Annotated in this window: 15 protein-coding genes; 9 read left to right on the plus strand and 6 right to left on the minus strand. The window is 67.1% G+C overall.

From position 1 onward, the window contains the following. The first annotated feature begins 163 nt into the window (after window positions 1-163). Complete coding sequence (locus tag FJT57_RS07645) at window positions 164-376, plus strand: hypothetical protein (protein WP_144903775.1); 213 nt, start codon at window positions 164-166, stop codon at window positions 374-376. Window positions 377-379: 3 nt separating this feature from the next. On the opposite strand, the gene FJT57_RS07650 is transcribed toward FJT57_RS07645, so the two are convergent. From FJT57_RS07650 to FJT57_RS07665, 4 genes are all read right to left on the minus strand, one after another. Beyond that, on the minus strand, window positions 380-1,417 hold the full coding sequence (locus tag FJT57_RS07650; protein WP_144903778.1) for a dipeptide epimerase: 1,038 nt from the start codon (window positions 1,415-1,417) through the stop codon (window positions 380-382). A gap of 3 nt (window positions 1,418-1,420) precedes the next feature. Beyond that, window positions 1,421-2,485, minus strand: coding sequence for a DUF1611 domain-containing protein (locus tag FJT57_RS07655; RefSeq protein ID WP_144903780.1), 1,065 nt, complete (start codon window positions 2,483-2,485; stop codon window positions 1,421-1,423). 114 nt (window positions 2,486-2,599) lie between these two features. Beyond that, window positions 2,600-3,496, minus strand: a complete 897-nt coding sequence (locus FJT57_RS07660; RefSeq protein ID WP_144903783.1) for a Vms1/Ankzf1 family peptidyl-tRNA hydrolase — start codon at window positions 3,494-3,496, stop codon at window positions 2,600-2,602. A 56-nt stretch (window positions 3,497-3,552) separates the two neighbouring features. Continuing rightward, window positions 3,553-4,227, minus strand: a complete 675-nt coding sequence (locus FJT57_RS07665) for a helix-turn-helix domain-containing protein (RefSeq protein ID WP_144903786.1) — start codon at window positions 4,225-4,227, stop codon at window positions 3,553-3,555. Between the two features lie 156 nt (window positions 4,228-4,383). Between FJT57_RS07665 and FJT57_RS07670 the strand changes: the two genes are divergently transcribed. Continuing rightward, the gene (locus FJT57_RS07670; protein WP_144903789.1) at window positions 4,384-5,352 is read left to right on the plus strand and encodes a VOC family protein; all 969 of its coding nucleotides are present in this window, start codon (window positions 4,384-4,386) and stop codon (window positions 5,350-5,352) included. A 65-nt stretch (window positions 5,353-5,417) separates the two neighbouring features. Here the strand turns inward: FJT57_RS07670 and FJT57_RS07675 are convergent, their stop codons facing one another. After that, window positions 5,418-6,230 carry a CehA/McbA family metallohydrolase gene (locus FJT57_RS07675; protein ID WP_144903792.1) on the minus strand — a complete coding sequence of 271 codons (813 nt, stop codon included), beginning with the start codon at window positions 6,228-6,230 and terminating at the stop codon, window positions 5,418-5,420. Between the two features lie 190 nt (window positions 6,231-6,420). Between FJT57_RS07675 and FJT57_RS07680 the strand changes: the two genes are divergently transcribed. The 3 genes from FJT57_RS07680 (at window position 6,421) to msrB (ending at window position 8,094) form a co-directional block, all read left to right on the plus strand. Beyond that, window positions 6,421-7,125, plus strand: a complete 705-nt coding sequence (locus FJT57_RS07680) for an RAD55 family ATPase (protein ID WP_144903795.1) — start codon at window positions 6,421-6,423, stop codon at window positions 7,123-7,125. A 1-nt stretch (window position 7,126) separates the two neighbouring features. Further along, on the plus strand, window positions 7,127-7,543 hold the full coding sequence (locus FJT57_RS07685; protein ID WP_144903798.1) for a hypothetical protein: 417 nt from the start codon (window positions 7,127-7,129) through the stop codon (window positions 7,541-7,543). A 143-nt stretch (window positions 7,544-7,686) separates the two neighbouring features. Continuing rightward, a complete protein-coding gene (gene msrB, locus FJT57_RS07690) occupies window positions 7,687-8,094 on the plus strand; it encodes a peptide-methionine (R)-S-oxide reductase MsrB (protein WP_144903801.1) in 408 nt (135 codons plus the stop codon). A gap of 9 nt (window positions 8,095-8,103) precedes the next feature. Here msrB and FJT57_RS07695 read toward each other — a convergent pair whose 3' ends face one another. After that, complete coding sequence (locus FJT57_RS07695; RefSeq protein WP_144903805.1) at window positions 8,104-8,538, minus strand: universal stress protein; 435 nt, start codon at window positions 8,536-8,538, stop codon at window positions 8,104-8,106. Between the two features lie 174 nt (window positions 8,539-8,712). On the opposite strand from FJT57_RS07695, the gene gatD reads away from it, so the two are divergent. The 4 genes from gatD (at window position 8,713) to FJT57_RS07715 (ending at window position 13,323) form a co-directional block, all read left to right on the plus strand. Next, window positions 8,713-9,966 carry a Glu-tRNA(Gln) amidotransferase subunit GatD gene (gatD, locus tag FJT57_RS07700; protein ID WP_144903808.1) on the plus strand — a complete coding sequence of 418 codons (1,254 nt, stop codon included), beginning with the start codon at window positions 8,713-8,715 and terminating at the stop codon, window positions 9,964-9,966. Between the two features lie 137 nt (window positions 9,967-10,103). Further along, entirely contained in the window at window positions 10,104-10,391 is a 288-nt protein-coding gene (locus tag FJT57_RS07705; protein ID WP_238993940.1) for a C2H2-type zinc finger protein, read from the plus strand. Further along, on the plus strand, window positions 10,381-11,886 hold the full coding sequence (locus FJT57_RS07710; RefSeq protein ID WP_238993941.1) for a hypothetical protein: 1,506 nt from the start codon (window positions 10,381-10,383) through the stop codon (window positions 11,884-11,886). The genes FJT57_RS07705 and FJT57_RS07710 overlap by 11 nt, the downstream gene beginning before the upstream one ends. Before the next feature lie 132 nt (window positions 11,887-12,018). Continuing rightward, window positions 12,019-13,323, plus strand: a complete 1,305-nt coding sequence (locus tag FJT57_RS07715; protein ID WP_144903811.1) for a 5'-deoxyadenosine deaminase — start codon at window positions 12,019-12,021, stop codon at window positions 13,321-13,323. Window positions 13,324-13,442 lie beyond the last annotated feature (119 nt).

Below are 13,442 nucleotides of genomic sequence, written 5' to 3' on the forward strand. Positions count from 1 at the left end.
CTACGCGTGGCTACTCGTCGCTCGCTGTTAAGCCTGTGCGTCTATGCGCAGTAGAGCGGACAGGTTCGTCCACGGGCGGTACCGGCCCGGTAGACACCCCGGAAGAGGCGCGGTAGCAATCGCTCGCCGACGGGCGGTTCGGTCGTCGCACTGTGGCTGCGTGGTGCGTCGTGGACGCGTCGCTACTCGGTTTTGGGCGAACAGTCGGCACCCGCTGACGGCCCACGACGACGCCCTCGCCAACGCCGTCGTCGCCGTCTCCCGCGTCGACGTGCCGAGCAACCGCGACCCGACGCGGGGTGAGTTCTACGTCACGGGGACGCTGGCCGCTCCTTGGTACATAAGCACTCGCCGCGAAATCGACCTGTTCGGGTAGGTTCTACGTTCGCCGCGCGCCCGTCCCCGCGCGGTCGACGTCCGCGAGTCGGATCTCGCCGCCTTCGATCGGAACGCCCGCGTATACGTCGTCAGCGAGCAGGAGCGCGCCGTCGAGGTCGGCGTAGTCGAGGAGCGGCGCGAGGTGACACGCCGCCGCGATGGACGCGTTCGTCTCGATCATACAGCCGAGCATCACGTCGAGGCCGTGCGCCCGCGCGGCGTGGATCATCCGTTTGGCCTCGGCGAGACCGCCAGTCTTCATCAGTTTCAGGTTCACGATGTCCGTCCGGTCGGCGATCGCGGGAACGTCGGGGAGCGTCACGCACGACTCGTCGGCCGCGATCGGCAGCGAGGATCGCTCGTAGACGAATTTCAGACCTTCTGGATCGCTCGCCGGAACGGGCTGTTCGACGAACTCGACGCCGTGGGCGTCGAGGCGCTCGGTCATCCGAACCGCCTCGCGCGGCGTCCACGCCTCGTTGGCGTCGACGCGGATCCGCGCTTCTGGCGCTTCCTCGCGGACGGCGGCGACGATCTCCTCGTCGCGGTCGGTTCCGAGCTTCACTTTTAGGATATCGTACCCGCCGTCGACCGCCGCGCGGGTCTTCTCGCGCATTCGGTCCGTGGTGTCGAGACCGATCGTGAACGACGTTTTCGGCACTCGCTCGGGGTCGAGCCCCCACTTGCGATACAGGGGGACGTCGAGCCGTTTCGCCGCCAGATCGTGCAGCGCGACGTCGACCGCGGCGCGTGCCGCGGGATTGTCGTTCACGACGCCCCGGAGTCCGCGCTCGGTCCGGTCGATCGCGTGCGGGTCCCCGACCGATCCGACGACTGCGAGGAGGTCAGGCAGGACGGCCTCGACGGTGTCTGCCGTCTCGCCGTAGTGCGCCGCGGGTGCGGCGGCCCCGACGCCGGTCGTCCCGCTGTCGTCGGTGATCCGGACGACGACGTTTTCGGCGACCTCCTGGGTCCCGCGCGAGATCGTGAACGCGTCCGCCAGCGGCAGGGAGACGCGCTCGAACTCCGTCGAGAGCATCGGTCACTCCTCTCCGAGGATCGAATCGAGGATCTCGTCGGCGTCGAAGCGGACGAGGTCGGTCGCGGGTTGCCCGAGTTCGTCGGCGTACGCGTCGACGGCCTCGCGGGCCGCCGCGTCGTCCTCGATGCCCGACGTGTTGAGCGCGCCAGCGACGACGTCTCCCTCGTGGACGGGCGCGGCCAGATCCTCGTAGAGGCCGACGTACTCCCCGATCGGGGGCAGCGAGAACGACTCGTAGCCGTGGATCGCCTCTCGACCCGCCGTGTGACAGAGCACCATCGAATCGGGCATCGCGCCGTGGAGGATCCCGCAGGTGACCGCCGAATACGCGGGGTGGACGATGCTGCCCTGCCCCTCGACGAAGAGGACGTCGTAGTCGTCGCCGATTTCGAGCAGCATCTCCTCGACAGCGCCCGCGGTGAAATCGGAGACCACGCGGTCGATCGGGTTGCCCCACCCGGCGATCATAATTCCGGTCTGTCCGGTCGGGATGAACCCCGCGTCGACGCCGCGTTCGCGGGCGGCCTCGACGAGTTCGAGCGAGACCGTCATCTTCCCGACCGAGCAGTCGGTGCCGACCGTCAGGACCACGTCGGCGTCGATATCGGCGCTTCGGCCGCTTGCGACCGTGAGGTCCTCCTTGGGCTTTCGAACGTCGCGGAGCGCGACGCCGTGCTCGTCGGCGAGCGCCGCCAACTCCTCGTCGTCTGAGAGGAAGTAGTGGAGCCCGGCGACGACGTCGCAGCCGCGTTCGATCGCCGTCCGGACGTCGGGCCGCCAGGAATCGTCGAACTCGCCGCCGATCGGCGAGATGCCGATCAGGAGCGTGTCGGCGTCTGGCGCGTCGTCCATCGAGGCGACGATCGGGACGTCGGGAAGGTCCCGTCGGTGATCGCTCGCGGCGGTCCCGGGCCGGTCGCGGTTGAGCACGGCGACGACGTCGTAGTCAGCGTACTTGAGCACGCCCGTGGCGGTCTTCGCCCGTTCGGGGAACTTCTCGTGTGCGAGCACGACGACCCGCTCTGCGTCTGCATCCGGGTCCGAATCCGATGCGGTGTCGGTCATACGTAATCGGACGGCGAGGGTCGTTTTAACGGTCGTGGTCCACCGTCCCGGTGGTCGTCACCAAGCGCACGATTTCCGTGGTCGTCACCGAATTGCACTCGCGAGAAGGAACGCTCACAACAGGGACAACCGAGTCGTCCAGAACTCCCGGACCGCCCGTTCGAGCGCCTCGTCGGGGTCGCCGGTGGCGTCGACCGCGGCGGTCCGATCCGCGACGTCAGTGAACCGCCCGAGCACGGTTTTCTCGCCGAGGACGATCAGGTCGCGGTCGGCTTCGAGGTGCGCCTCGATGGCCTCGCGCGCGCGGTCCAGATGCTCGTCGACCTGCTGATCGCGACGCCGCTGGAAGCGAGCCTGCGAGAACCCGCCCTTCGAGTGCGCGCCCATCACGTCGGATTCGACGTCGTCGACGAGCGACACCGACTCGCCGTCGTAGACGCCCAGCGCGAACAGGTCAGAGCGAACGAGCGCGACCCACACCGGATCGGCGGGGGCGAACCACGAGCGCTCGATCCGGAAGTCCGGGCCCCACTCGGCGAACGCCGCGGGCGGCGTCGGCGGGTCGAGCGCGACCGAAACGAGTCCGGCGTCGTCGACGCAGACCAGACAGGGCGCGGCCCGGTGGACGAGCGCGGCGCGTTCGCCGAGCGTTTCCGAGACGGAGTCCGGAACCTCGTCGTGGACCATCGCGGTCAAGGCCCCTTCCGCGTCCGTCTCGATCGACGAGAGCCGCGAGAGGATCTCGTCGCGACGTGCGCCGCGAAGCGCTTCAGTACCGCGGAAATCGACCTCGGCGTCGCTGGTGTCGGAGAGTCGTTCGACGCGCTCTTCCAGCCCCTCGATCTTGTCTTCGAGTTGGTTGACCTCGGCTTCGGCCTCCTGTCGGTTCCGCGCGGCCTCCGACCGCCGCTCCTCCTCGGCCGCCGCCCGGCGTTCGAGGTGACGCTTCTCCTCTTCCAGTTCCTCGATCCGGGCTTTGAGCTCCGCGCGGCCGAGCAACTCGTCGAGCATATCTCGACGCGCGGCCGCGGACCACTTAGCGGTTGTCGTCCCCGCACCGACAGCAGTTAGGAAAGAATCGCCGAGAGCAGCTTTCGCTGTGCGGCCGAGAGGTGCTGTGCGAACGTCGAGGTGTCGATGTCCAGCGCGTCGGCGACATCGCCCGCGTTCGCCCGCTTCGGGTACGCGAAGTAACCCATCTCGTCGGCGGTCGCTAAGACCTCCCGCTGGCGCGCGGTCAACTCGCCGCGGTCGACCATCACGAGTTCCTCGCACTGCTCGGCCTCCCCGGATCTGACGAGGCGGTCGACGGACACCCCGGACCACCGCTCGACGAGCCGAGAGACGACAGACCGCAGCGTCTCGGCGTCTGGCGCGTGGAAGCTGACCGTCAGCGCGCCGTCCCGAGAGTGGACGTCGCGAACGGGGCAGCCGAACTGCTCGATACACTCGCAGAAGCAGGTCTGTCCCTGCGGACGCTCGAACCGGTAGACGCGCTCTGTGCCGTAGGAGAAGATCTGTTCGACGCTCTCGTCGGTCGGTTCCGAGCGGTCAGAATCTGCCAGCTCCGTGGCCGTGGCCGCGGCCGCGTCGACGACGAACTCCTCGGTCACGGGGTCGCCGGGATCCGCCGGAACCGACTTCGTGATCGACGAGGCGGCAGCCCCCAGCGATGCCGACGCGGAGGCGGCCGGACAGTCAGGCGGCGAGTCGACGGTGATCTCCGCGCGAATCCCACTCACACGCCGAGAGACGCGGCGCGGGATCAAGAATCGTTCGGGACCGCCCTCACGGATATATAAAACACCCGAATATTCGGGTGTGCGATATTCGCCCCCGCTTCGGTAACTATCCTGTGCGAACCATCCCTCGCGTCTCAGCGCGATACACTCACAACAATGAAACGACGAAACTCACCGATTGCGAAGCTCGGTCACGTCGCAGCGCACACCCCCGACCTCGACGAATCGCTGTGGTTCTTCAACGAGGTGATGGGGCTACAGATCACCGAACGCGACGGTGGCACCGCCTACCTCCGCGGAATGCGGGACTGGGAGCACCACACGCTCAGCCTCACCGAGAGTGGCCAACGGGGCGTCGATCACTTCGCGTTCCGCACCGTAAGTCCGGAGGCGCTCGACGAACTCGAAGCGCAGTTCGAGGCCGAAGGCGAGGAAATCACCCGCGTCGACGCCGGCGAAGAGAACGGAATCGGCGAGGCCATCCGGGTCGAAAAGTTCGGTCACAACTACGAGTTCTACTGGGACGTCGAGAAGCCCGGTGCGCCGGACGGACAGCGGTCCGGCCTGAAGAACCGCGTGTACAGCGAATCCGTCGGGAACCGGATCGCGCCGCGGCGGATCGACCACGTCCACGTCAACGACCCCGGTCAGAACGCGTTCGACCACGACGAGTGGCTCCGGGAGACGATGAACTTCCAGTTGAACGAGCGCTACGAGGACGAAAACGGCGCGTACTGGGGCTGGTGGTACGCCGTCACGCCGCTGCCGCACGACATCGCGATCCACCGCGAACCCGAGGACGATCCGACGCAGTTCCACCACGTCGCCTACCACCTCGACAGCCTGCAGGACCTCTGGACCGCGGGCGACATCTGCAGCGAGCACGGCATCGAAATAAACAACCGGAGTAACGGCCCGGCGATGCACGCGATCACCCGCGCGGACTGTATGTACGTGAAAGACCCCGCGAGCGGGCTCCGACTCGAACTGTTCGCGGGGCCGGGATACCTCAACTTCGAGCCCGACTGGGAACCGATCGAGTGGAAGGAGGAGTCACTCGGCGGTCCAACCAACCACCAGTGGCACGGCGGCGGCCCCACGTGGGACGGGATCGACTACGTCTAACGAGAACGAAATCTCCGTCTAACGAGAGCGAAACCTCGGTGTGACGAGAGCGGGATTCCCGACCGCTATCGCGAGAGCGGCGAGATCCGATAGAGCGTCCGAGCGGCTTCGAGGAGGCCCGTTTTCGCGATCGAGCCGCTCCGGTACGCCCCGTACTTCGCGAGTGCACCGCTCCGGTATGCGCCGTACTTCGCGTAGAAGCCGCTCTTTCTGACACCCGCGCCCGCGTAGTGGCGCGCGGACGTCGGGATCGGGGTTCTGCGACCCTCGACGCGGGTCGCCCCGTCACGGATCGCCTCGAGCACGACGTCGGCGGTCAGATCCGCCCGGGTGACGTCGTCGATCTCGATCTCGGTGTACGCGCGGCCGACGTAGCCGACCTTGTGCGCGTCGCTTCCGGCGACGCCGGGGTAGCCGAACGCGTCGGCGTAGCGCCGCGCGCGCCGGTTCTTCCACCCGGTGAACGCCCACGAGTTGTACACTTCGATGGCGTCGGGATCGACGGATTCCAGTCGGTTCCGACGGACGCCGTGTCGGCTCCGCTGGAACGGGTGCGGCACGATCGCGACCCCGCCGCGCTCGCGGATCCACGCCGCCGTCTCTCCCATCGGCGCGCGGCGGGGCGGCATCTCCTCGACGCCGAGCGCGAGCAGGTGACCGTCCGCGGTCGATACCTCGACGCCCGGAATGCCGACCAGCCCGTACATCGGGGCCAGTTCGGCCGCTCGGACCGACTCGTGGAGGACGTCGTGATCGGTCACGACGACGGCGTCCAGGCCGATCTCGGCGGCCTGTTCTAAGATCAGCTCCGTCGGGTCATTGCCGTCGTAGGAGGCCGCAGAATGGACGTGGGGATCGATTCGAACAGTGAGCGACACGGCCGTGAGTTAGTGCCGACGATAGTAAAATCTGTCTGCGCGTGAGAGAATCTCACGCTCGTGTTCGAGACAGTTCACAGCGAGCGATCGAAGTTCTCATGGACGGGATAAAACCGACAGAACCGTCCGAAATTTCGCTCACTGAGAATCGCCCCGGAACCGTTATACGGGCGTCTATCGAGCCACGAATATGCGGATTCCGAGCGGCGTTAGCGGGTTCGATCATCTGATCCAGGGCGGCTTCCTTCCGGAGCGGTTGTACGTGCTCTCTGGACCGCCGGGAAGTGGCAAGACGACGTTCACCGCCCAGTTCGTCGCTGAGGGACTCAGAAACGGCGAAAACTGCCTGTACATCACGATGCACGAATCCCGCGGGGAACTCGTCGACGACATGTCGGGCTACGGGTTCGGTTTCGAGACCCTCGCGGCCTCCGAGCAGTTCCGCTTCGTCAACCTGGCGAGCAAGAAAGGCGAGCGCCTGCTGAATCAGTTCTCTCAGAGCGGCAGTCCATCGAGCGTCCAGGGCCTGACGGACAAGGTCGTCGCGTTCGTGAACTCCAGAGACATCGATCGCCTCGTCATCGATTCGACGATGCTCTTGGAACTCTTCTTCACCGACGGCGACGAGGAGATGGCGCGGTTTCTGACGGCGTTGAAGGGCTGCGACGCGACGACGCTCCTCATCTCGGAGATGACCGATCCGAGCGCGTACGCCGACGAGCACTTCCTCGCCCACGGCGTGGTCTTCTTCCACAACTACCTGGAGGCCACCGGAATGACTCGCGGGATCCAGGTCGTGAAGATGCGCGGCACCGACATCGACTGCGACATCCGATCGCTCCGGTTCACCGACGAGGGCCTCGTCGTCGACCCGACGAAGCGCGTGGACTTCTGAGATGTACGAACGAGCCTTCGACACCGACTGGGAGTCGCTGTCGGGCGAGGAAGCGATACGTCGGATGTACGCCCTCGGAATCGCCAAACAGCTCGGAGGCGGTGACCCCGAGGAGCGGTCGCGGATCCGCGCGCTCGCCACGAGCGCCTACGAGCGGAGCGTCCTCGACCTCGCGTTCGAGGAGGGCAAACGGAAAGTCGCAGACGTCCGGCCGTTGCACGACAGCGACGAGGAGGCGTGGGAAGAGCTCATCGAAACCGAGGGCTCGACGGCTCCCTCTCCGGAATCGTTGCACGCGGACTCCCGTTCGCAGGAACTCCCCGACGCGGTCGAACAGCCGCCGTTTCTCGATGGGTTCGATATCGACGACCTCGAACGGCTTCAACTGCCGTCGTTTCTCAGGCGCGATGACGAGTGATCCAAGGCCGAATGGATGCCGGGATTGAGCGGAAGCTGACACGAAACGCCGCACACGAGCGAGAGCCGAGATGGTCCCTCGCGGATGGGGGACCCGAGCGCGACGAGAGGGAGGTTCTTGACGCTCCGGCCCCAATCGTGCGTATGGCGAACGAGACGACCCAAGACGTCCCAGACTCCGAAGACGAGTGGCGCGAACGGCTCACCGACGAGCAGTACGAGATTCTCCGAAACCGGGGGACAGAGCCGAAGTTCAGCGGCGAGTACCTCGACGTCGACGACGAGGGAACGTTCCGGTGCGCAGGCTGCGGGGCCGCACTCTTCGACAGCGACACCAAGTTCGATTCCAACTCCGGCTGGCCGTCGTTCTTCGACGCCAACGAGGACGCGATCGAGACGGAAACGGACAGTCGACACGGGATGCGCCGAATCGAAGTGCTGTGTCGGAACTGCGGCGGCCACCTCGGTCACGTCTTCGAGGACGGCCCGGAGCCGACAGGCAAGCGGTACTGCATCAACTCGGTCGCGCTGGAGTTCGATCCCGAAAAGTAGCGCGTCAGATCACTCCGCGGCCGAGAGGTTCGTCGTCAGAACCGGCATCGTCGCGCGGGCGACGACCTTCTGTGAGACGCTGCCCATCAGGTTGTTCGCGTAGTCGCCGCGGCGCGTACCCATCGTGATGAGATCCGCGTCGACCGCGTCCGCGTACGCGAGAATCTCGTCTGCGGGGTCGCCCTCGCGGATCGCCGTCGTCACCTCGATCCCGGCGTCGCGCAGGCGGGCAGCGGCGCGGTCGGTCGCGGCCTCGCCCTCCCCTTCGAGTTCGGTGAGCACGTCGGTCTTCATCTCCTCGTGCAGCGTGAGAAACGCCCGGTCGTCGATGACGTAGAGAATGTGGACCTCGGCGTCGCGGGTGTCGGCGATGTCGGCCGCGGTCTGGACGACCGCGTCCATGGAGTCAGTTCCGTCCGTCGGGAGCAGGATTCGTCCGAACATATGGCTCTGCGGGACGTTTCGCCTGCGGCACCCTATATTCTCCTTTTTCGTCTCATCCACGCCGAGGACAGGGCGACGTCCCCGCCCCCGTTGTCGAGCAGCTCGGACGGGGTCACCGCGGGCGCATCGGCGCGAACGAATGGATTCAAGTCCGCGCCCCCGGTATCGGCGAGTATGAACCCCGGAGACCGCGTCCGCGTCGAACGCGCGGGCGTCACGAACGAGGGCGTCCTGATGCCCTCCTCGACGCCGGAACACCTCGTCGTCAAACTCGACGGCGGGTACAACGTGGGGATCGCGCGCGAAGACGCCGACGTAGACGTCCTCGAATCCGACGTTTACGACGTCGAAGCCGCACAGTCGGAGTCCGCGGAAAGCGAGGTCGCCTTCGACGACGACCTCCCGACGATCTCGCTCATCTCGACCGGCGGGACCATCGCCTCGACCGTCGACTACCGCACGGGCGCGGTGACGGCACAGTTCGACGCGGAGGACGTACTGCGCGCCGTTCCTGACCTCGCGGGCCGGGCCAACTACCGCGGGCGGGTCGTCGCGAACATCCTCTCGGAGAATATGACGCCCGCGGTGTGGAAGGAACTGGCCGACGCGGTCGCCGAGGAGATCCGCGCCGGTGCCGACGGCGTCGTCGTGATGCACGGCACCGACACGATGCAGTTCTCGGCGTCGGCGCTGTCGTATATGCTCGACACGCCGGTCCCGATCGTCTTCACGGGCAGTCAGCGCTCGGCGGACCGCCCCTCCTCGGACAACGTGATGAACGCCGTTTGCGCCGTCGAAGCCGCGAAGGCCGACGCCGCGGAGGTGCTCGTCTGTATGCACGCCTCCACCTCGGACGACGTCTGTGCGCTCCACCGCGGCACCCGCGTCCGCAAGAACCACACGTCCCGCCGCGACGCCTTCGAGACGGTCGGCGCTGAGCCGCTTGGGACCGTCGACTACGACGCCGAGGCGGTCGAGTTCCGCCGCGAGTACGCCGAGCGCGGCGCGGTCGAACTCGACGTCGACACCGACTTGAACGAGGACGTCGACCTGCTGAAGTTCACGCCCGGAATGGACATCGACCGCCACGCGGAACTGCTCCGGTCCGCTGCTCTCGACGGGCTCGTCGTCGAGGGAACCGGCCTCGGGCACGTTCACACGGAGCTGATCCCGACGCTCGAAGCGCTCGTCGACGACGGCGTCGTCGTCGCGATGACGAGTCAGTGCCTGGAAGGGCGCGTCTGCGACCGCGTCTACGACACCGGTCGCGACCTGCTCGACGCGGGCGTCGTCGAGACCGGCGACACGCTCCCGGGGACTGCGAAGGTGAAGCTGATGTGGGCGCTCGCGAACCTCGACGACCCCGCCGCCGCGATGGCCCGCCCGATCGCCGGAGAGTTGCAGGAGCGCTCGGTGCCGTGGACGTAGGTGCGACCCGTCGACGACGGCAGCGGAGACCGGTCGAGCGCTGATGGCCGACACCGGCCGAGCGCTGATCACCATACTCCGACCGAGACCCAGAGACGTGAGATCTTACACGTGAACCCCCGATACGCGAGACCCCGATGACGGACGTTCAATCCGATCCGAGCCGCAGGTCAGAGCGCGACACCGCCGAGACCCCCACGTACGCCTGCGACGACTGCGGTCGTCGATTCTACACCCAAGACCTCCTCGTCTTACACCGCGGCGTCGCCCACCCGAGTGCGCTCGACGAAGGCGAGCGCGACGCGTACCGCGAGGCCTACGCGGCCGAGGAGCGCGCGATCCGATCGTTCCGCATCCGCGCGCTCGGAATCCTCGTGCTGTTGTACTTCGGCTTCCTCCTCCTCTACGTGTTCTATGCCTCGTGATGCATCCGCCCGCCGCGAGTTCGCGACTCGGTGGTCCGTTCGGGTCGTCACGTTCGGGCTGGCGCTGGTCGGTGCGCTCCTCCTCGCACGAGGGGCCGCCGCCAGCAACGCGGCTGTCGGGCTCTCCGACGCCTCCAGCGACGGGCTCGCGGTCCCTCGCTGGCTCTACGTCGCCACCGGCGGCGCGGCGATCGGTGCCTCGGCGCTGCTAGCCGGGTTCGTGACCGATCGCGGGTTCGTCGAGCGACTCCACGACTGGCGGCGGGACGTCGCCGCTAGCAATCGAGTCCGCGAGGTTGGTCGCGCGGTCGCCGCGTTCGTCGGACTCGCGCTGTTCGCGCTCGTGGTCTATCGCGGGTTCACGGGGCCGCAGCTCTCGACGATCAACTTCGGGGTCGTCGTCGTCTTCGCGGGCGGCCGCGCGGGGTTGACGATGGCGGCCTACGCCGTCGGCAACGTCTGGCCCGCGCTGAACCCGTTCGAGACGATCGGCTCGCGGCTGCCGAACGGCTTCGTCGACTACCCCGACAGGCTCGGCCGGTGGCCCGCCGCCCTCGGCATTCTGCTCCTCGTGTGGCTCGAAACGACGACGGGACTCACCGACACCCCGGCGACACTCGCGGCAGTTGTCGCCGCCTACGGCGTCGTCGCCGTCGCCGGGGCGGTCCTCGTCGGCAGCGACGCATGGGTCCGAAATATTGATCCGATCGCGACGTTCTTCCGGTTCTACGGCCGGGTCGCCCCGCTCGCGTGGGAAGACGGGCGGCTTCGCGCGTCGCTTCCGGCGATGCGTCTCGTGGACATCGACGAGCGGACTGACAACGTCGTCGACGCCAACGAAGGGAATGATCCCGTCTCTGACGACTCCTCGGATCCCCGCGGACAACTGATGACCGGAATGGGCGACGTCGCCGTGGCCGTCGCGCTGGTCTGGGAGCTCACGTTCAGCGGGTTCGTGACGACCGAACAGGGGGTCGCGGCGGTTCGGGCCGTCGTCGGTGTCGGCGTCCCGCCCACCCTCGTTTACGCCGCGCTCTTCGTGGGCGGCTTCGCGCTGTTCTACGGCGCGTACGTCGCCGCGGCGCGCGTCTCCGTTCGCCGGGTGTTGACGACGCGGACGCCGCGGGAACTCGCGGTCGCGTTCGCGCCGTCGCTGCTCGTCGTCGCCGCGGGCTACCACCTCGCGCACTACTTCGCGTTCTTCCTGTCGCTGCTTCCGTCGCTCCTGGCCGTCCTCGCCGCGCCGCTGTCGGCGCCGACGAACCCGGTGGTCCTCACGCTCCCCGCGTGGGTGTCCGCGCTGAACATCGTCTTCGTGCTCGGCGGCCACTTGGTCGCGATATGGGTGGCGCACTCGATCGCCTACCGGCTCTTTCCCAGCCGACTGCAGGCGATCCGGAGCCAGTACCCGTTCGTCTTCGTGATGATCGGGTACACCGTCGCGAGCCTGTGGCTCATCTCGCTCCCGACGGCGACGCCCGCGTTTCTCGGATGAGAGGCCGATCCGCTCGTTTCACCCGGAAAGGAACGCTGGCCGCTCGTTTCAACCGTGCACGAACGCGAGGTGCCTGTTTCACCCGAGTACGAACGTAAGGCACTTGTCGGCGCGTCCACTCCGAGCGGTGGGATGCTACTGGCAGGAACGGTCGTCGCCGACCCCGAGACCGTCTACGAGGAGGGCGCGGTCGTCGTCGACGACGACGAAGTCGTCGCGGTCGGCCCGCGATCGGAGGTCGAAGACGCGTACGCCGACCACCCCGTCCGCGAGTTCGACCTCGTTTCACCGGGTCTCATCGGCGGGCACATCCACTCCGTGCAGAGCGTCGGTCGCGGGATCGCCGACGACACCGCGCTCTTGGAGTGGCTCTCCGAGCACGTCCTCCCGATGGAGGCGTCGCTCGGGCGCGAGGAGATGCGGACCGCGGCCGAACTCGGCTACCTCGAACTGCTGGAGAGCGGGACGACGACGGCCATCGATCATCTGTCTGTTCATCACGCCGAGTCGGCCTTCGAGGCCGCGATCGACCTGGGCGTGCGCGGCCGCCTCGGGAAAGTGATGATGGATAAACGCGCGCCCGACGGCCTGCAGGAGGAGACCGACGAGGCGCTGTCGTCGACGAGGCGGCTACTCGAGACGTACCACGGCGCGGCCGACGATCGGATTCGGTACGCGGTCACGCCGCGCTTCGCCGTGAGTTGCACCGAGGCGTGTCTCCGCGGCGCGCGCGACATCGCGGACCACTACGACGACGTCCGGATTCACACGCACGCCAGCGAGAACGCCGACGAGATCGAGACTGTCGAATCCGACACCGGAATGCGGAACATCGCGTGGCTCGACGAAGTCGGGCTGACGGGCGAGGACGTGGTGCTCGCCCACTGCGTGCACACGACAGCACGCGAGCGCGACATCCTCGAACAGACGGGGACGCACGTCACGTACTGTCCCTCGTCGAATATGAAACTCGCCTCGGGTATCGCACCGATCGTCGACTACCTCGACCGGGGGATCAACGTCGCGCTCGGGAACGACGGCCCACCGTGCAACAACACGCTGGATCCCTTCACCGAGATGCGACAGGCGAGCCTCCTCCAGAAGGTCGATCGTCTCGATCCGGAGGTCACACCCGCACAAGTTGTCTTCGAGATGGCGACGCTCGGCGGGGCCCGCGCGGCTGGCTTCGAGAACGTCGGGGCGCTTCGCCCGGGATGGAAGGCCGACGTGATCGCTCTCGACACGGATCTGACGCGCGCGACGCCGCTGTTCGATCCGTTCTCACACCTCGTCTTCTCGGCGCACGGCGACGACGTGACCTTCGCGATGGTCGACGGCGACGTCGTCTACGACGACGATTTCGGCGGTCTCCAGGCCGGAGACGCCGGCGATATTCGACGACGGGCGCGAGCCATCGCGGACGGGCTTCGCGACTGAGCGACCCGTCTTCGGACATCGTCGTCAACAGCCGTGTCTACTCTCGCGCGCCGCGTCCGATCGCGCTCATTCCACCGTTTTTCCGCAGAAGAATGTTCGAGAGCCATCTGGCTTTCGCT

The sequence above is a fragment of the Halobellus captivus genome, from assembly GCF_007655485.1.
Classification (GTDB): Archaea; Halobacteriota; Halobacteria; order Halobacteriales; family Haloferacaceae; genus Haloquadratum; species Haloquadratum captivum.